The sequence below is a fragment of the Bradyrhizobium sp. CCGUVB23 genome (assembly GCF_024199885.1).
Lineage (GTDB): Bacteria > Pseudomonadota > Alphaproteobacteria > Rhizobiales > Xanthobacteraceae > Bradyrhizobium.
In genome coordinates this window covers 108,288-126,964 of record NZ_JANADQ010000002.1, presented here as the reverse complement: position 1 = coordinate 126,964, position 18,677 = coordinate 108,288, and the positions used below count along the sequence as shown (strand labels likewise).

Annotated in this window: 8 protein-coding genes and 4 pseudogenes; 6 read left to right on the top strand and 6 right to left on the bottom strand. The window is 61.9% G+C overall.

Annotated features, from left to right (window positions below; all coding sequences use genetic code 11):
- Positions 1-70: 70 nt before the first annotated feature.
- Together NLN62_RS48625 and NLN62_RS48620 are read right to left on the bottom strand one after the other, a co-directional pair.
- Positions 71-340: pseudogene (locus tag NLN62_RS48625) on the bottom strand (nucleotidyl transferase AbiEii/AbiGii toxin family protein); the annotation flags it as partial.
- Positions 294-563: pseudogene (locus tag NLN62_RS48620) on the bottom strand (hypothetical protein); the annotation flags it as partial. The pseudogenes NLN62_RS48625 and NLN62_RS48620, both read right to left, overlap by 47 nt.
- 2 nt (positions 564-565) lie before the next feature.
- On the opposite strand from NLN62_RS48620, the gene NLN62_RS48615 reads away from it, so the two are divergent.
- The 3 genes from NLN62_RS48615 to NLN62_RS48605 all read left to right on the top strand — a co-directional run bounded on the left by NLN62_RS48615 (position 566) and on the right by NLN62_RS48605 (position 1,664).
- Entirely contained in the window at positions 566-712 is a 147-nt protein-coding gene (locus tag NLN62_RS48615) for a hypothetical protein (RefSeq protein WP_254113952.1), read from the top strand.
- Positions 705-1,046 (top strand): hypothetical protein, encoded by a 342-nt coding sequence (locus NLN62_RS48610; protein WP_254113951.1) that lies wholly within the window; start codon positions 705-707, stop codon positions 1,044-1,046. Before NLN62_RS48615 ends, NLN62_RS48610 begins: the two co-directional genes overlap by 8 nt.
- 441 nt (positions 1,047-1,487) lie before the next feature.
- Positions 1,488-1,664, top strand: a complete 177-nt coding sequence (locus NLN62_RS48605) for a hypothetical protein (RefSeq protein WP_254113950.1) — start codon at positions 1,488-1,490, stop codon at positions 1,662-1,664.
- Here the strand turns inward: NLN62_RS48605 and NLN62_RS48600 are convergent.
- Positions 1,630-2,154, bottom strand: coding sequence for a hypothetical protein (locus NLN62_RS48600; protein ID WP_254113949.1), 525 nt, complete (start codon positions 2,152-2,154; stop codon positions 1,630-1,632). The genes NLN62_RS48605 and NLN62_RS48600 overlap by 35 nt on opposite strands.
- Positions 2,155-2,356: 202 nt before the next feature.
- Here NLN62_RS48600 and NLN62_RS48595 point away from each other — a divergent pair, with 202 nt between their 5' ends.
- Both NLN62_RS48595 and NLN62_RS48590 read left to right on the top strand, forming a co-directional pair.
- The gene (locus NLN62_RS48595; protein ID WP_254113948.1) at positions 2,357-3,775 is read left to right on the top strand and encodes a DDE-type integrase/transposase/recombinase; all 1,419 of its coding nucleotides are present in this window, start codon (positions 2,357-2,359) and stop codon (positions 3,773-3,775) included.
- Positions 3,776-3,956: 181 nt separating this feature from the next.
- A pseudogene (locus tag NLN62_RS48590) lies at positions 3,957-4,214 on the top strand (IS256 family transposase); the annotation flags it as partial.
- Between the two features lie 296 nt (positions 4,215-4,510).
- Here the strand turns inward: NLN62_RS48590 and NLN62_RS48585 are convergent.
- Positions 4,511-5,170 (bottom strand): hypothetical protein, encoded by a 660-nt coding sequence (locus NLN62_RS48585; protein ID WP_254106754.1) that lies wholly within the window; start codon positions 5,168-5,170, stop codon positions 4,511-4,513.
- A gap of 1,755 nt (positions 5,171-6,925) precedes the next feature.
- Positions 6,926-8,139 (bottom strand): IS3 family transposase gene (locus NLN62_RS48575; protein ID WP_254107226.1). Its coding sequence is split into 2 segments (ribosomal slippage): positions 6,926-7,863 and positions 7,863-8,139, totalling 1,215 coding nucleotides; the frame shifts between segments, so codons are not numbered across the junction.
- Positions 8,140-8,214: 75 nt separating this feature from the next.
- Between NLN62_RS48575 and NLN62_RS48570 the strand changes: the two are divergent.
- Positions 8,215-18,366: pseudogene (locus NLN62_RS48570) on the top strand (amino acid adenylation domain-containing protein); the annotation flags it as partial.
- Here NLN62_RS48570 and NLN62_RS48565 read toward each other — a convergent pair.
- A complete protein-coding gene (locus NLN62_RS48565) occupies positions 18,315-18,599 on the bottom strand; it encodes a hypothetical protein (RefSeq protein WP_254113946.1) in 285 nt (94 codons plus the stop codon). The pseudogene NLN62_RS48570 and the gene NLN62_RS48565 sit on opposite strands and share 52 nt — an antisense overlap.
- Positions 18,600-18,677: the final 78 nt, after the last annotated feature.

Below are 18,677 nucleotides of genomic sequence, written 5' to 3'. Positions count from 1 at the left end.
CAATCCTATCATCGCACCCTGTTCGCCGCGCGCTCGATCTCTTCCATCGACTCATTGGCGTTGTGTTTGCATAGTCACGCGCGAGCGGGTCGATCATGGCGGCGGTCGGCACGAGCGCGAACGATCCGGTCACGGCCGAGGCGAGATCGTAATCGGGCCGGTTGAAGAACATGAGGGCGTGACGGACGCAGTCGGCCCCCAACGCGGCGTCTTCGACCGCCGACCGGCCGACTTCGGAGGCGAAAAGGCAATACAGGTCGTAGAAGTGCCGCGAAATGCGCTGGCCTTCCTGGCGCAGCTCGCCCCGGCGCTCGTACCAGCGGCGCAGCCCGTGAGCGATAGTCGGGGACCATCCGCTTGCCTGTGAGATTGCTCTTTCGCGGCCCGTCATAGAGTCCACGGTCGATACGACGCAGCTCGCCAGCCGCGACCAGGCGCTGCAGCGTCTTGTCAACGGCCGCGCGGCTGCCGAGGTCGGCGAAATCGCCGGGTGTCCAAACCTCTGTCGGCGAAATCCGTGATGGGTTGACCAAGCATGTCCGAAATATGATGCAAACGGAAATTCGTGCTGCTGACGGCCGAACAGTTCGACAGGCTGGCCGCCAGCACCGCGCAGAGAGCGCATCGTGTCGAGGATCTCTCCGGCGCCGAGCGCGACGAAATCCTTACCGGCCTCGATGCGATAGCGAAGGACGCGGGCAAGGATGATTGATCCCCGGCACGGGGATGTCATCCTCTATTCTTATCTGTGGGCCCGCGAGCACGACCGGGGCGAGGCAAGCGGCCGGAAGGCGCGGCCCACCTGCGTCATGCTGATCTTGGCAGGGAACGACGGAAAACCGAAGCCGCTACTGTTTCCGATCACCAGCCAACCCCCGCGAGCCGATGCACGCTCAATCCAGATTCCCGAAACGGAGGCGCGGCGAGCCAAGCTTTACACGCCGGCATGGGTCATCGTCGACGAGTTCAACACTGACGACCTTGCGACGTCCTGGGCGGTCAAGCTGTCGTTGGGCGATGTCTGCCTACGGTTCAGCAACTTTTAACTATCCGCCGCACGCAAGCCGCCTCCTTGGAACTTCAGCGTCGTGTTCGCATTGCGCCCCAACAACCACCCTAAGGAGACACGCAGTGCAACATCCAATCCGAGACTTATGCCAGCCGAGCGCGCTCCTCGCGAGCCTTGCTTTCTGCGCCGCTTGGTTTGTGACAGCGAGGTTCAATGATGATCTCGCCAGGCTCGTCCTTGCAATGGCGGTTTCGAGCTGGGTAGCTATCGGTTCGAGCATTACTGGCTTTGTATTGCGGCAGGTTCAACAGCAGCCGCCGCAATAGCTTCCAGCGGCTACACTCGCCGCTCACGCGCTGGCGAATGCGGGCGCGCACCGCGATGCAGTGCTTGCCGTCCGCCTCGCTGATGCAGGCCTGTCGATATGGTGGCTCATGGCGGCACCTCTGTAGCTGGCTCGTTCATTCAGACGTTGACGATGGTCGACGTCGCGACTGGTTGGACCGAATGCCTGCCGCTGGTGACGCGCGAGAGCGGCCTCGTCGTGCGGGCTATGGAGCGCGCACAGAATCTGTTTCCCTGGCTCATTCGCGGCGCCGACTTCGACAACGACAGCGCGTTTATGAATCCGGTGGCGGGTCGTGCCAGTCGTTGAACGTCCGGATCGGCACTTCACGCCGTACCGCCGAATAGAATCCGGCACGGCGCCGCCTGCCGCCGCTCGCCGCGATCTTCACATCGACGAGCAGGCGATCAATGGTGGCGGCACTGACAGCCAGAACACGATCACGGTCCGATGGGCCAAGCTGCAACCGGCCATGTTGCTCAAGGGCAGGCAGCACGGTCGGAATCATGATCTTGAGCCGCTTGCCGCACACCCTATCCGACGCCTCCCACAGCGCCGCCAGCGCATCCTTTATAGTCGCGCCATATCTGCGTCTTCGCGTTCTTATTGTCGCGACCTCGCCCGGTCCATCCGTTTCGCGTCGCCGGAGCGCGCGCACCGCATGCTTGCGATGCCAGCCCGACGTCGCGCACAGCTCGTCGAGGATCCGTCCCTTCTCCGCTCGTTTGGCCGACCGGTAACGCTCCATTACCGCAGACACCACCTCGCGCCGCGCGCCCATGCTGATCTTTCCCGCCATACACGCCACCGAACCAATTCGATGGCACCGACCCAATCATCGGCGAGAAGTTGTCCAGTAACATTCTGGGTGAGGCAATGCGCATCGCAAGCACGCGGTGCGAGCACTGTCGCTTGCAAGGGATCGAACCGGACCGCCATCGAAAGAGGAAGTCACCGGCGCAACCGAACCAGCAAGAAGTCGGCGGCGCAGATACGCCAGTGTGCGCGACGCGCTGGTCGCGCTGTGGGAAGCCTCGGATCGCGTCTGCGGCAAACGCCTCGTATCGATGATCCCAGCGCTGTTGCCTGCACTCGAGCGGCATGGTCGGCTGAGGCCGACAAGCGAAGAGCGCGCGCTACTGGTAACGATGAGTGCGGCGACGATCGATCGAATGTTAATCGACGTCAAAGTTGCGGCTGCCGGGGGGCGCCGGCGGCGGGTTGGATTCTACTCGGCGATTCGACGCGAGGTGCCGATCAGAACCTTCAACGACTGGGCCAACCCGCCGCCTGGTTTTTGTGAGATCGACATGGTCGCGCATGGTGGAATCAGCGTGGCCGGCTCGTTCATCCAGACGCTGACCATGGTGGATATCGCCACGGGATGGACGGAATGTCTGCCCCTGGTGACCCGCGATGGTAGCCTCGTCGTCGAAGCGATGACGCGAGCACAAAGTCTGTTCCCGTGGGTGATCCGGGGTGCCGACTTCGATAACGACAGCGCGTTCATGAACGACGTCGTTGTTCCATGGTGCCGAGCACAGCAGATCGAGGTAACGCGATCCCGCGCCTACAAGAAGAACGATCAGGCTTTCGTGGAGCAGAGGAACGGCGCGGTGGTGCGGCGGCTCGTCGGCTACGGGCGGTTCGATGGGGTCGAGACGGCCCGCGTCATGGCGCGTCTCTACGCGGCGGCGCGCCTGCTTGTGAACTTCTTCCAGCCGTCATTCAAGCTCAAGGAGAAGCGCCGCGAGGGCGCGAAGGTCATCAAACGCTATCATCCGCCGGCTACGCCGTACGAACGTGCGCTGGCACACCCGAAACTCGCATCGGCGATCAAGCGCCGTCTGCGCGCGGAATACCGCACTCTGGATCCCGTGCAACTGCTTGCCGACATCCGTGCGGCGCAGGAAGAGCTCGGCGAACGCATCGGCAAGCGCGGTCTTGTGACGACGGTCGGCGTATCGCCGGCTGATCCGCTGATTTTTGCCCAATCGCTCGGCACCGTGGTAACGGCCACCGAGGTACGCGCCACACATCGTCGGCCGAAACGACGATACAAAAAGCGCATTCGCATGCCCTCGAAGCTCGATCCCCATTTCTCGACGATCGAGAATTGGCTCGCTGTCGAACCGCAGCTCACTGCGCTGGCCATCGTACGCAGGCTCATCGCCATCGATCCTTCGTTTAGCGACAAGCAGCATTCGATCGTTCAACGCCGGCTACGGTCCTTCCGGCGGAAGGTGGCGGAAACGATCATCGTATCCATGCCGCTGGAGGAAATACGGGCCGGGCTGTGGACGGCGCTGCGTGTAATGATCACTCCGCCCCGTCCACAGCCCCTCCACCGAGTTCGCCGCAGCTTCGAGACCGGTCTGGGAAACTCGCAGACCTTCATTCGGGGTAACATTCCTTCCTGAGGCAATACGGGGTCCTTATTCCATGCCGAAACACATGCGGCCACCGGTGCGACGAGCAACAAGAGTGTGAATGCTGATTGAAAAATGACCCCCATCGGCGTCGTCGGGACCCCGTCAGGCCATTGATTTCATTGAATTGAAATGATGGGACCCCCACGCCGATCATGGTTGAGACCCCACGCCGAAACACAATTGGGTTCATCTGCGCACCTCGAATCCGATCGAGAGCGTGTTCGCCACGGTGCGGCATCGCACGGAGCGAACGAAAGGATCGCTCTCGCCGAAAACCGCCAAGCTGATGGTGTTCAAGTTGATCGACGCTGCATCGAAGACCTGGCGCCGACTGAAAGGAACAAATCAGTTGCCGAAGGTCATCGCCGGTGTAAAGTTTACTGACGGCATCGAGGTCATTCCGACCGCTGAAAGCCACGCCGCCTGATCAGGCCGCGTCACCCAGAATCAGCCATAGCTCCCCCGAAGCCGACCTCTTCCGCAGCTTGCCCGGCGCGCTGCTCCCGCTCGGCCCGTAACCGACCGGGCCTGCGCCCGCTCACCCGCCCCACTCCTCCAACGCGTACAAAACAGCTTGATGTAGAACCCGGTGACAAAAGGCCGGACGCTCACCCACGCCAGCCGCCAGCCCCCGTCAGACGTCAAGAACGACCGTGCTCTCGTGAATAGATCGGCTAAAGGGTCGAATAACACATCTCCGCTACCTGTTGGATGCAACTGATATCACAATGCATGTTGGACCCACACATTCGGCTCCACGTAAACTCCATAATTCTGCTCAACCGATACAAGTACCGGTACCAATGCGCCCTCGACCTCTGCCTGGCCTGAACGATTGAAGGCTGCCCCCGTCCATTGCGTCCACTCCGCGATGGTCCCAACGATGGTCATGGAGTAGGGAGCGATCTTCAGTATTTTGCCTCCGACGCAAACGTGAGTTCGCAACCACGAGTCCGTTGGCAAACCGTCGGCACGTTGCAATGTGACATACTCGTGCATTGCCGTCCGCGAGTCGAGGTGCTTTTGGCTGGGCCGGATAGGGACAAACATTTCTGCAAAGCCCATTTTCTTCGCGCACGCCTTCAAGGCATCCAACATCGCCAGTGCATTGCCAATGCCCCTCGCCTTGGTGACAAGGGTGATTTCGAGCGCGCTTATCGTCGTCGGCCTACGCCCAACAAGCCTGTCTTCGTGAGCCCAGCGGATAACCTGGTCCCAGCCGCCGTCAGGCAATTCGGTGCGGCCCTCGATGTTGAAGGCAAATGGAACACCAAAGGCGCGCCCGACGATCTCGCCATCGAGAAGTGCCCCAAAGGCGTAGTCGAGGTAATCGAAAAATACAGATTGCCCAAAATAGAGCTTTGCCGTCGCGTCATGTCGCATGAACTCGGGCCACACCGCCTCCAAGTCATTCGAAAAGACCAACGGGATCAAATCTGGTCGTTCCCGCAATGAGAATATCTGTATCTTCATTCTTCGTAACACCACTGCAGCCATCGCGAAAACTCTTCTTAAAGACTCTGCCACCAGATTTCTAGCGGCCTAACTTAGCCGGGCTTGGCAACTGCGGTCTAAATCGACAGTCGAATGACGTCTCGTTCGATTTCAAAACAATCGATCTTCAGAACTTGAGAGATTCGTGTGCTTTGGCCACGAGAGGGAGCATTAGACCTCCACGGACCGGCCGCAGCGATCCGGTCTAAATGTCTTTGGATAGACGACTATTGGGCGACCGACCCCGTCCGCTCCGGTATGGCGCAACTCTCACGATGAGTGCGTGTCACCCTGATCGTCGCCGCCCACAATGCGTTGATCGAGGGTATTTGCTGACCAGAAACGCTGATCTCATTCTCCACGATGAGATCCAGCTGGCGCGCTTGGGCCGTAGTGGAACGAGACCTTCACCCTGTTCCAAAGGTTTTCACATCCAAGATCACGAACACGCTCGCGGTGCCCTTGTGCCGGTACTCACAGTCGTAGTGCTCGATCTGCACCGATTCGGGTCTGATCGGCGGGTGCACTTCGCCGATCAGTAAGCATGAACTCCAATCGAGGGAGCGTCACTTCTGCAATAACCGCTACTTTCTGCCCCCGTCAGCTTCTCGAAAGCTAACCATCGTAGTTTGACAATGTTGGATCTCTCGGTGCCGATACTGCCTTGAGCATCATGCAACATCTCGAACGGATGTCATCCGAGCTACGTCAAACAGTGCGGAATAGTTTGTTTCTCGCAGGTTAGATGAGGATAGAAATGGGCGGCTGCATCTCTCGGCTGAGCGGAAGTCATGACACCTCTCAGCACGATCAATACGTTCAGGAGACCGAATGTGCCGCTCACGTCCGGTCCTTACGGCCAAGCCAATCTCGATCCATTCAACGCCAGTCGCCAGGGTCATCTCGCCCCACCGACGACGGGACTACATCGAGCGCCCACGAGGCCCCACGCATTGGCGAGAAGCTCGAATTGCTCTCCCAAACGCTGCAGCGTGCGAGGCAAGCGCAGCTTTCATCTGGCCTGATGGAATACGGTCAGCAGGTCGCTTCCTATTTGTCTGCCAACAAACAGCCCGACGACCAACTCTTGTCGTTGGACATTGACAATTTCCATCAATTGGCGGCCAGCTATAACCAGCGCTCCTCGGACCTTAACCTTAGGCACATAGAGTCGCCCGCCCAGTTTCTCGCTGCGCTGGCCCACCAGTCGTCAGATTGCGCCTGGCGCGCTGTCGTGCGACTGAAGGACGGGAAATGCACCACGTTTCCGCCGATGTTCGGATGCGCGCGGGTGGAGCTCCGACCATCATCGTGATGGAGCCTGCCAACCTTTATACGTTCATAACTTTCTATTTTGGACTGCGGCAGCAATCGATACAACAGCTTGGATCACATTGACTTGGTTGGCGGACTCCCGCAGCGCGGAGTTACCACCCGCGGCCGAGCCACTTGTGCACGAAACGGTTAGCTGAGGTGTGAAATGGCGCATTCGTCTCCTCCGACGCTCGCAGGTAGTCGCAAAACGGCAGATCAGGATAGGCAACGGCTGGCAGTCCCGTCAGTTTCCTCTGAAATGGACCCGCGAAGCGGGACCGGTTGAACCGGCTTGTTAGTTGGAAACTGATCGCTCCTGATCCCTTTCTATCACGCAGCCAGAGATTCTGTCTGCTGCTGTTGCTGTGGGCATGTGGTCAACGCGTCAGCGTTGTCCACCATGTCCACAGCCTTCGCGGCCTGCATCCGTTCGCGCCAGACCGCCATCGGCGTGCGATAGCCGAGGGACTGATGAAGGCGACGATCGTTGTAGAAGGCGATCCAGCTCGCGATCCCTGCCTTGGCCTCGCGGCCGTCGGCATAGCCCTTGAGATAGATGTCCTCATGCTTGAGAGACCGCCACAGCCGCTCGATGAAGACGTTGTCCATCCAACGACCGCGGCCATCCATGGAGATCTTGATCTTTGCGGCCGCCAGCGCGCCGGTGAAGGCCACGCTGGTGAACTGGCTGCCCTGGTCGGTGTTGAAAATCTCCGGCGTGCCGTACTTCGCCAGCGCCTCTTCCAGAGCCGTCACGCAGAACGAGACCTCCATCGTATTCGATAACCGCCACGCCAGAACCGCACGGCTCGCCCAGTCGATGATGGCGACGAGATAGAGAAAGCCGCGGCCGATGGGCAGATACGTGATGTCGGCCGCCCATACCTGGTTCGGCCGGTCGATCGTCATGTTGCGCAGCAGATAGGGATAGATCTTGTGGCCCGGCGCCGGCTTTGTCGTGTTCGGCTTCGGTCCCAGCGCCGCGATGCCCATCTTGCGCATCAACCGCTGCACGCGCTTGCGATTGATCTGAAGCCCCTCAGTCTTCAGCATCGCGGTCATCCGCCGCGAGCCCAGGAATGGCCAGGCGGTGAACAGCTCGTCGATCCGCTGCATCAGGGCAAGGTCGTTGTCGTTGGCCGGCCGTGGCGGCCGGTAGACCCCAGAACGGGCGATGCCAAGCAACATGCATTGCCGGCGGATCGACAGCGCCTGGTCGGCGCGATCGAGCATTCCTCGACGGTCCGGCGTGCTCATCTTCCGGACCTCCGCGCTAAAAAATCGCGCTCGACTGTCAGTTGTCCAATCTTGGCGTGCAGCTTCTCGATCTCGCGTTCGCGCGTTTCCTCGCTCTCGCGCCCGACACCCGCGTCAAAAGCCCGGGCCGCCTGGTCCAGCAGCTGCTTCTTCCAGGCATAGATCTGGTTTGGGTGAACCTCATAGCGCTGGGCCAGATCGGCCACCGTCGCCTGCTCCCGCACGGCTTCCAGCGCGATCTTTGCCTTCAACGCCGCGTCGATCTTCCGTCGTGTCTTCTTCGTCATCATGCCCTCCGTCTATCAAACGGAGCGGCCCTTTTCCAACTTAGCCTCTGGTCCCAAAACCGGGGTCCATTTCACTCTGTGGTCTTTGTCGGTAGTGGTACGCTAGCTATCGGCTGCGCTCAGATAGCAATCGAGATGGGGTACGTCATCCGCGCAGTATTGTGTGCCGACCCTATATTCAGCGATTGGGCGGCGCGCACCAACGTCTTGTGCGTGGCGAGTGTTGAAGAGCTCTCCGCGTTCCTGAATACGGAATCGGTGGAGTGGATATTTTCCGTTGCAAATCCATTCATACTGCCAGCGGAAGTGTTTGGGCGAGCGCGTCAAGGCGCTTTCAATTACCACGACGGTCCCTTGCCGCGATATGCGGGAGTTCATGCGACGTCTTGGGCGCTGTTGTCTCAAGAGACTGAATACGCCATCACGTGGCATCGCCTCGACGAGGGGGTCGATACGGGTGATCTGGTCATTCAACGCCGGGTCTTGATTGCGCGCAGCGATACCGCCTTGACCCTGAATCTCAAATGTTATGAAGCAGCTGTCGAGGGCTTCCGCGAGCTCCTGACTGGGTTAACGAACGGGGGGTTCAACGCCCGTCCGCAGGTGCTAGGGGAGAGAACCTATTTTCAGAGGAATCGACGCCCGGATGCTGCGGGCTGTCTGCGATGGGATCGCTCCGCCCAAGAGCTATCAGCAGTAACACGCGCGCTAGACTTTGGGTCGTATCATACAAATCCGTTGTGCCTGCCGAAGGCTCTGCTTGGCGATGACGTTGTCGTAGTCAAATGCTTGGAAGTGCTGGCTGGACGCTCGTGCTTTCCGGCCGGCTCCCTGGTTGAAATCCACTCCAGCCATTGGCGGGTGGCGACAGGTACAGAGGATGTTGAGGTTTGCTTTAGCAGCTCAGATGGTCAGGCTTTCGACGCGCGGGCACTTGCGAGGCACTCCAATCTGAACATAGGCGATCGCCTCCCGATTTTGAGCGATGGGCAAGCGCGGAGCATAACTGTCGCCCACGAAATGTTGGCGCCTTGGGAGAAGTTTTGGCGACAGCGACTTGAGCAGTTTAAGTTATTGCAGCTTCCTTATCTGTCGTCTTCAGAAGCTGAGGCTCACCCGAGACGGCAGACGACTTCATGGCTCATTCCAAGTGCGTTGACCGAGTTGTCGCCAATGGAACGCGCGGAACACCTGTTGAGTGCTTGGCTCATCTATCTCGCCCGTATCATCGGCGAATCAGAGCTCCAATTGGGGTGGACTCCTGCAGCGAATGAAGCGCGAGCCGGGTTGAATGCGGTGGAGGCGCTTGTCGCTTCCGTCGTGCCGATGGAAATTACTATCGATCTTAGTCATGGTTTTGCAGAGGTGTGCAGGGCAGTTGCCGCCGAATGCGCTCAGCTGAAGAGGTGCGATAGCTTTGCGCGGGACCTTATCGCGCGCTGCCCAACATTGCAGAGTGCGGAGGCGCTACGATCGCGCCGCCCCTGGCCGATTGGCATTTCTGTCAGGACGGACAGCCGTTCTGCCCCTCATGATCGAGCGTCGAGGCCGAGTTCTGAGACGGCTCCAGCGGGTGATTTTCTAACATTTGAGGTTTGCGCTCTGGATGGGCGCTTTCGATGGAACTTTGATGAAAGTCGTGTGGAGCCTGAGCAGGTTGATCGCATTACGCGGCATTTGCAAACGTTATTGTGTGCTGTCGTCGTGGATGCGCAGCAGCCGGTTGGGCGGATTGAGCTGCTGTCGGCCGATGAGCGCGCGTACTTGCTGGAGGAGCTGAACCGGACGGCGGCGGCGTATCCGTCGGAGCGGTGCATCCACGAGCTGTTCGAAGCGCAGGTCGCCAAGACGCCGGATGCGGTGGCGGTGGTCCATGAGGACGAGCGCGTAAGCTATGGCGAGCTCAATGCGCGGGCCAACCGCCTGGCGCATCACCTGATCGCGCGCGGGGTGAAGCCGGACCAGCCGGTTGCGATCTGCCTGCAGCGCAGCGTGGCGATGGTGGTGGGGCTTTTGGCAATCCTCAAGGCGGGTGGTGCGTATCTGCCGCTGGACCCGACCTATCCGTCGGCGCGGCTCAAGCAGGTTCTAAACGATGCGGCGCCGCCTCTGCTGCTGGCCGATGCGGCGGGACGATCCGCGCTGGGCGCCGCGGCGCTGGCCGATGTGAACGTGGTGGCTCTCGACACGGCAATGCCGGTGTGGGCAAACCTGCCGGCCTCCGATCCGGACCCGCGCGCACTCGGCCTGAGCTCACGCCATCTCGCCTATGTGATCTACACCTCCGGATCAACAGGATCGCCCAAGGGCGTCATGATCGAGCATCGGGGGATGGTCAATTATTTGCAATGGTCAGATCACAGTTATTACAAGCGTGCTTTGAACGGATCGCTCCTGCTGCATTCGTTGAGCTTTGATGGAATCGTCACGACTCTATTTGGGCCTCTATTGGCAGGCGCTAAGCTTCATCTTGTAAAGCCGATTGCTCAGATAGATTCGCTTGCTGCTGTCGAGGATGGTCAGATCTATGATTTGATTAAGCTGACGCCATCACATTTGAGCATGCTGAATAAGCGGCTTGATGGTTACGAAGGACCTGCTCCGACAAGAGCACTGATGGTGGGTGGCGAGGCCTTAATCCCAGCAGATATACTATTTTGGCAAAAGCGCTTTCCGAACGTGCGCCTGATCAATCATTTTGGCCCGACAGAAGCAACGGTTGGATGTACCACTTTCGAAATATCTCAGGCTGTTGAGAGATTGAACTCGATCCCGATTGGGCGTCCGATCGCGAACGCGCAGGTGTATCTGCTGGATGGTCATGGAGCGCCTGTTCCGTTCGGGGCGGTGGGCGAACTCTACATTGGCGGAGCGGGGGTCGCGCGCGGCTACCTGAACCGTCCCGCGCTGACGGCGGAGCGGTTCATCGCCAGTCCCTTTGTGGAAGGCGACCGGCTGTACCGGACCGGCGACCTTGCGCGGTATCTGCCGGACGGCAATCTGGAGTTTTTGGGCCGCAGCGACGACCAGGTGAAGATCCGCGGCTTCCGGATCGAGCCGGGCGAGATTGCGGCGCGGCTTGTTGAGCACGCATCGGTGCGCGAGGCGGCGGTGGTGGCGCGCGAGGATCGCTCTGGCGAGAAGCGCCTGGTCGCCTATGTGGTGACGGCTGACGAGGATGCCGGCGAAGCTGAGGCGGCCGAGCTTGCCGGCACGTTGCGCACGCATCTCGGTGCGCGGCTGCCGGAGTACATGGTGCCGTCCGCGTTCGTGCGGCTTGCGGTGCTGCCGCTGACGGTGAACGGCAAGCTGGACCGCAAGGCGCTGCCGGCTCCGGAGGATGATGCGTATGCGCGTCGCACCTATGAGGCGCCGCGGGGCGAGATTGAGACGGCGCTGGCGCAGATCTGGGCGGAGCTTCTGGGGCTGGAGCGGGTCGGCCGGCACGACAACTTCTTCGAGCTGGGCGGCCACTCGCTCCTGGCCGTGCAGCTGATGGAGCGTCTGCGACGGCTGTCGCTTGGGATCGAGGTGCGGACCTTGTTTGCCAAGCCGGTGCTGGCGGATCTGGCGGTGAGCCTTGGCAGTCATCATGAGGTGACAGTCCCGGCCAACCTGATCACGGAGAGAAGCACGGCGATCACGCCGCAGATGCTGCCGCTGATTGAGCTGGCGCAGGGCGAGATCGACCGGATCGTCGCCACGGTGCCCGGTGGTCTCAATAACGTCCAGGATATTTATGCCTTGTCGCCGCTGCAGGACGGCATCCTGTTCCATCATCTGTTGGCGAGCCGCGGCGATCCGTACCTGTTGGTCTCGCAGATGGCCTTTGCCCACCGTGGCTTGCTGGAGCGCTATCTGGCCGCAGTTCAGCGGGTTGTGGACCGGCACGACATTCTGCGCACGTCGTTTGTCTGGGAGGGCCTGTCGGGCCCGGCCCAGGTGGTGTGGCGGAACGCGCCGCTGGAGGTGACCGAGGTTGAGCTGGATGCGTCCGCTGGTCCTGGCCCCGAGCAGCTCAGGCGCCGGTTTGATCCGCGCCAGCACCGCATCGATCTAGGGCTGGCGCCCTTGTTGCGGTTTGTGATCGCGCGCGAGCCCAGCAGCGGGCGCTGGCTGCTGCTTCAGCTGCAGCATCATTTGATCGGGGATCACACGACCTCGGAAGTGATGCATGCCGAGGTGCAGGCCGCGCTTGACGGACGCGAGCATGAGCTGAGAGCACCGCAGCCGTTCCGCAACCTGGTGGCGCAGACGCGCCTGGGCGTTGATGCAAAGGCGCATGAAGAGTTCTTCCGCTCGTGGCTCGCCGACATCGACGCGCCGACCACGCCGTTCGGCTTGAGCGAGGTGCGCGGCGACGGCAGTGGGGTCGGCGAGGCGCGCCGGATGCTGCCGCAAGAGCTCAACGATCGGTTGCGGGCGCAGGCGCGGCGGCTGGGCGTGAGCCTGGCGAGCCTGTGCCATCTGGCGTGGGGCCAGGTGGTGGCGCGCAGCAGCGGGCGCGAGCAGGTGGTGTTCGGCACGGTGCTGTTCGGCCGCATGCAGGGCGGCGCCGGCGCCGACCGCGCGATGGGCCTGTTCATGAACACCCTGCCGCTGCGGTTGGACTTGGACGGGACCGGGGTCGAGGCGAGCGTTCGGACCACGCATCGCCGGCTGGCTGAACTATTGGCACACGAACATGCCTCGCTGGCGCTGGCACAGCGCTGCAGCCGCGTTGCGACACCGGCACCGCTGTTCAGCGCGCTGTTGAACTACCGCCACAATACGCCGGCGGCGATCGCCGAACCGGATGATGTGCTCTCGGGCATGGAATGGTTGAGCGGGGAGGAACGCACCAATTATCCGCTGACGTTGTCGGTGGAGGATTTTGGCGAAGCGCTGGGGCTGACGGCGGACGCGGCGGAGCCGGTATGTCCGGACCGGGTCTGCGGCTACATGCAGCGCGCGCTTGCGCAGCTGGCTGAGGCGCTGGAGCGGACGCCGAACATGCCGGTGCGGGAGCTGGACATCCTGCCGGCCGACGAACGCAGCTATTTGCTGGAGGAGCTGAACCGGACGGCGGCGGCGTATCCGTCGGAGCGGTGCATCCACGAGCTGTTCGAAGCGCAGGTCGCCAAGACGCCGGATGCGGTGGCGGTGGTCCATGAGGACGAGCGCGTAAGCTATGGCGAGCTCAATGCGCGGGCCAACCGCCTGGCGCATCACCTGATCGCGCGCGGGGTGAAGCCGGACCAGCCGGTTGCGATCTGCCTGCAGCGCAGCGTGGCGATGGTGGTGGGGCTTTTGGCAATCCTCAAGGCGGGTGGTGCGTATCTGCCGCTGGACCCGGCCTATCCGTCGGCGCGGCTCAAGCAGGTTCTAAACGATGCGGCGCCGCCTCTGCTGCTGGCCGATGCGGCGGGACGATCCGCGCTGGGCGCCGCGGCGCTGGCCGATGTGAACGTGGTGGCCCTCGACACGGCAATGCCGGTGTGGGCAAACCTGCCGGCCTCCGATCCGGACCCGCGCGCACTCGGCCTCAGCTCACGCCACCTCGCCTATGTGATCTACACCTCAGGCTCAACAGGATCGCCCAAGGGCGTCATGGTCGAGCATCGGGGGATGGTCAATTACCTGTGCTGGGCCTGCCATGCTTACGCGCCCAGATCATCCTCCGTGGTCTCTTCGCCTGTCGCATTCGATGCGACAATAAACAGCCTGTTTGCACCTCTCATTCACGGCGGCTATGCAGATCTTCTAACGGAGGGCGATGAGGTTGAGGGGCTAAAAGCAAAGATCAGCTCGGAGTGCGGGCTGATCAACATCACCCCGAACCATCTGGATGCTCTTGGGCAACAGATGCTGGCGGACACCGCCGCCAGTCAAGTTGGAACGTTTATCATCGGCGGTGAAGCGCTGTCGCATTCGACAGTGGAGTTGTGGCGCCGGATCCAGCCCATCGCCAGGATGGTCAACGAATACGGCCCAACCGAAACCGTTGTCGGCTGCATCTTCCATGACATTGCGACAGAATTAACTCTCGCGACGAACGTCCCGATTGGGCGTCCGATCGCGAACGCGCAGGTGTATCTGCTGGATGGTCATGGAGCGCCTGTTCCGTTCGGGGCGGTGGGCGAACTCTACATTGGCGGAGCGGGGGTCGCGCGCGGCTACCTGAACCGTCCCGCGCTGACGGCGGAGCGGTTCATCGCCAGTCCCTTTGTGGAAGGCGACCGGCTGTACCGGACCGGCGACCTTGCGCGGTATCTGCCGGACGGCAATCTGGAGTTTTTGGGCCGCAGCGACGACCAGGTGAAGATCCGCGGCTTCCGGATCGAGCCGGGCGAGATTGCGGCGCGGCTTGTTGAGCACGCATCGGTGCGCGAGGCGGCGGTGGTGGCGCGCGAGGATCGCTCTGGCGAGAAGCGCCTGGTCGCCTATGTGGTGACGGCTGACGAGGATGCCGGCGAAGCTGAGGCGGCCGAGCTTGCCGGCACGTTGCGCACGCATCTCGGTGCGCGGCTGCCGGAGTACATGGTGCCGTCCGCGTTCGTGCGGCTTGCGGTGCTGCCGCTGACGGTGAACGGCAAGCTGGACCGCAAGGCGCTGCCGGCTCCGGAGGATGATGCGTATGCGCGTCGCACCTATGAGGCGCCGCGGGGCGAGATTGAGACGGCGCTGGCGCAGATCTGGGCGGAGCTTCTGGGGCTGGAGCGGGTCGGCCGGCACGACAACTTCTTCGAGCTGGGCGGCCACTCGCTCCTGGCCGTGCGGTTGTTGAGCCGGGTCTCGCAAGCTGTTGGCCTCGCCCTGCCGCTAACGACGCTGTTTGCCAAACCGGTGCTGGCCGATCTGGCCGAGAGCATCGTGGATGAGTTGAGCCGCTCCGGTCCACAAGAGCTGCCGGCCATTGTGGCTGTGTCGCGCGAAGAGCCGCTTGTGCTGTCCTTTGCGCAGCAGCGGCTGTGGTTCTTGGCGCAGCTGGATGAGACCGGCACGCACTATCACGTTCCGCTGGCGTGGCGGCTGGAAGGTGTGCTCGACCGCAGCGCCTGGCAGCGCAGCCTTGACTGTTTGCTGGCGCGTCATGAGGCGCTGCGCAGTATTTTTGTCGCCGACGAGGGCAGGCCCAGGGTTGAGGTTTTGCCGCCGGATATGCCGCTTCCGGTGCTGCAGCACGATCTGCGCGACAGGGTAGATGCGGAGGCTGCGCTGTCTGATCTGTGCCATGAAGAGGCGCGCGCGCCGTTCGATCTGGCACGTGGCCCACTGATCCGCGGCCGGCTGATCCGGATGTCGGATGAGGAGCACGTCTTCCTGCTGACGCAGCATCATATTGTCTCGGACGGCTGGTCGCTGGGCGTGTTGGTGCGTGAGCTCAGTCAGCTGTACCGGGCGTTTGTGGCCGGAGAGGACGATCCGTTGCCGCCGCTTGCGATCCAGTATCCGGACTATGCCGCCTGGCAGCGACAGTGGCTGTCGGGCGAGCGGCTCTCGAACCAGGCGCAGTATTGGCGCAATGCCCTGTCGGGCGCACCGGCGCGTCTTGCGTTGCCGACGGACCGTCCGCGGCCGGCCGAGCAGTCGTTTGCCGGGGCCAGTGTTCCTGTTGTCATCGATGCGGATCTGACGCGGGACTTGAGGCGGCTGAGCCGGCAGCATGGCACGACGTTGTTCATGACGGTGCTGGCGGCATGGGCCGCGGTGCTGTCGCGTCTGTCGGGGCAGGACGACATCGTCATTGGCGTGCCGAGCGCCAATCGGGGCCGGGGCGAGATTGAAGGGTTGATCGGCTTCTTCGTCAACACCCTGGCGGTTCGCCTCGACCTGTCGGGGGAGCCGAGCGTGTTGCAGCTTCTGGAGCGGACGCGGCGCACGGCACTGGCTGCGCAGGAGCATCAGGACCTGCCATTTGAGCAGGTGGTGGAGATCGTGCAGCCGCCGCGTCGTCTGGATCACACACCATTGTTCCAGGTGATGTTGGCCTGGCAGAACAACGCCGTCAGGTCGTTCGACCTTGCCGGGCTGAGCGTGGAGGCTGCCGGGGAAGGGCTCGATCAGGTCAAGTTCGATCTGGAGCTGAGTCTAGGCGAATGTGATGAGGTCATAACCGGAAGGTTTGATTATGCCACGGCGCTGTTCGATGAAGCGACGATCGAGCGGCAGCGTGGTTATCTGCTGGCGCTGCTGCGGGCGATGGTTGCCGATGCCGGGCAGCCGGTCGGCCGCATCGACATCCTGCCGGCCGACGAACGCGCGTACTTGCTGGAGGAGCTGAACCGGACGGCGGCGGCGTATCCGTCGGAGCGGTGCATCCACGAGCTGTTCGAAGCGCAGGTCGCCAAGACGCCGGATGCGGTGGCGGTGGTCCATGAGGACGAGCGCGTAAGCTATGGCGAGCTCAATGCGCGGGCCAACCGCCTGGCGCATCACCTGATCGCGCGCGGGGTGAAGCCGGACCAGCCGGTTGCGATCTGCCTGCAGCGCAGCGTGGCGATGGTGGTGGGGCTTTTGGCAATCCTCAAGGCGGGTGGTGCGTATCTGCCGCTGGACCCGACCTATCCGAGTGCGCGGCTCAAGCAGGTTCTAAACGATGCGGCGCCGCCTCTGCTGCTGGCCGATGCGGCGGGACGATCCGCGCTGGGCGCCGCGGCGCTGGCCGATGTGAACGTGGTGGCCCTCGACACGGCAATGCCGGTGTGGGCAAACCTGCCGGCCTCCGATCCGGACCCGCGCGCACTCGGCCTCAGCTCACGCCACCTCGCCTATGTGATCTACACCTCAGGCTCAACCGGCATGCCAAAGGGCGTCATGGTCGAGCATAAGAGCGCCGTGAACCTGCTGCATTGGAGCGGCGGAGTGTTCGCCCCCTCAGAGATCAGCCGCATGCTGTTCTCCACCTCGATCAGTTTTGATCTGTCTGTCTATGAATGCTTCGTTCCGCTTTCGCAAGGAAGCACGCTCTACCTTGTCGAGAATGCACTGGCGCTGGCGGAGAGGCCTTTGGATGTCTCCATGATCAACACAGTGCCCTCGGCGATCGCCTCTCTGGTCGACAAAAAAGCAGTACCGGCTTCGACAAGCATCATCAATTCGTGCGGTGAACGGTTGAAGGCGGACCTCGTAGAGATGGCCTTCGAGAGCAGCCACGTCCAGAAGATTTGTAATCTGTATGCTCCTTCCGAGACGACGACGTACTCAACCTGGATCTGCATGCCAAGGGGGGACGCTGTCGTCGAGACGATCGGCCGGCCGATCGCGAACACGCAGGTGTATCTGCTGGATGGTCATGGAGCGCCTGTTCCGTTCGGGGCGGTGGGCGAACTCTACATTGGCGGAGCGGGGGTCGCGCGCGGCTACCTGAACCGTCCCGCGCTGACGGCGGAGCGGTTCATCGCCAGTCCCTTTGTGGAAGGCGACCGGCTGTACCGGACCGGCGACCTTGCGCGGTATCTGCCGGACGGCAATCTGGAGTTTTTGGGCCGCAGCGACGACCAGGTGAAGATCCGCGGCTTCCGGATCGAGCCGGGCGAGATTGCGGCGCGGCTTGTTGAGCACGCATCGGTGCGCGAGGCGGCGGTGGTGGCGCGCGAGGATCGCTCTGGCGAGAAGCGCCTGGTCGCCTATGTGGTGACGGCTGACGAGGATGCCGGCGAAGCTGAGGCGGCCGAGCTTGCCGGCACGTTGCGCACGCATCTCGGTGCGCGGCTGCCGGAGTACATGGTGCCGTCCGCGTTCGTGCGGCTTGCGGTGCTGCCGCTGACGGTGAACGGCAAGCTGGACCGCAAGGCGCTGCCGGCTCCGGAGGATGATGCGTATGCGCGTCGCACCTATGAGGCGCCGCGGGGCGAGATTGAGACGGCGCTGGCGCAGATCTGGGCGGAGCTTCTGGGGCTGGAGCGGGTCGGCCGGCACGACAACTTCTTCGAGCTGGGCGGCCACTCGCTCCTGGCCGTGCGGTTGTTGAGCCGAGCGCGAGATCTTGGTCTGCAGTTTAGCGCCGCGGATCTCTTCCAGACTCCTAGTCTGAAGGAACTTGCGGCGAGAGTAGAGTTAGACCCGCACCGTCACCCAGCCGGAGTGCTATCCGTTCGTGTGATGGGATCGCAACCCCCACTTTTCTTTGTTCCGACAGGTCTGGGAGATTATTCATATGTCCTTAGCTTGACTTTGGCCAATTTTACACTTGTTCATCTTGTACGCGGAACCCTGAACATCGGATCGTTCTCGACGATTTCATGAGCGCTCGTGAGCATGAGTTTCATGCGCCCCATATTGCCAAAGGTCGTCCAGCGCCCCTTCACGTTCGACCAGTAGAAGAGCTCGAAGCGATCGGTATCTGGAATGGGGCGCAGCCGTGCGACCGGATTTGAAGTCCGACGGTTGATAACTAAATAACCGCCACTGCTCTTTTCTATGTCGTGATGCGTGAACTGAGCAGCAATCTGGGCAAGCGTTGGGTCGGATTTTGCCATAGCGCTCAATGTGCTCGATGGGTGCCGCGCGGGCCAGGATGAATCGGTTTGCCGACTCAATTTGTCGCAGCTGGACGA

Excerpts from the sequence above, each read along its gene's own strand:
- NLN62_RS48600 (WP_254113949.1), bottom strand. The coding sequence starts at position 2,154 with ATGGCGGGAAAGATCAGCATGGGCGCGCGGCGCGAGGTGGTGTCTGCG.
- NLN62_RS48565 (WP_254113946.1), bottom strand. The coding sequence starts at position 18,599 with ATGGCAAAATCCGACCCAACGCTTGCCCAGATTGCTGCTCAGTTCACG.
- NLN62_RS48585 (WP_254106754.1), bottom strand. The coding sequence starts at position 5,170 with ATGCGACATGACGCGACGGCAAAGCTCTATTTTGGGCAATCTGTATTT.
- NLN62_RS48610 (WP_254113951.1), top strand. The coding sequence starts at position 705 with ATGATTGATCCCCGGCACGGGGATGTCATCCTCTATTCTTATCTGTGG.
- NLN62_RS48605 (WP_254113950.1), top strand. The coding sequence starts at position 1,488 with ATGGTCGACGTCGCGACTGGTTGGACCGAATGCCTGCCGCTGGTGACG.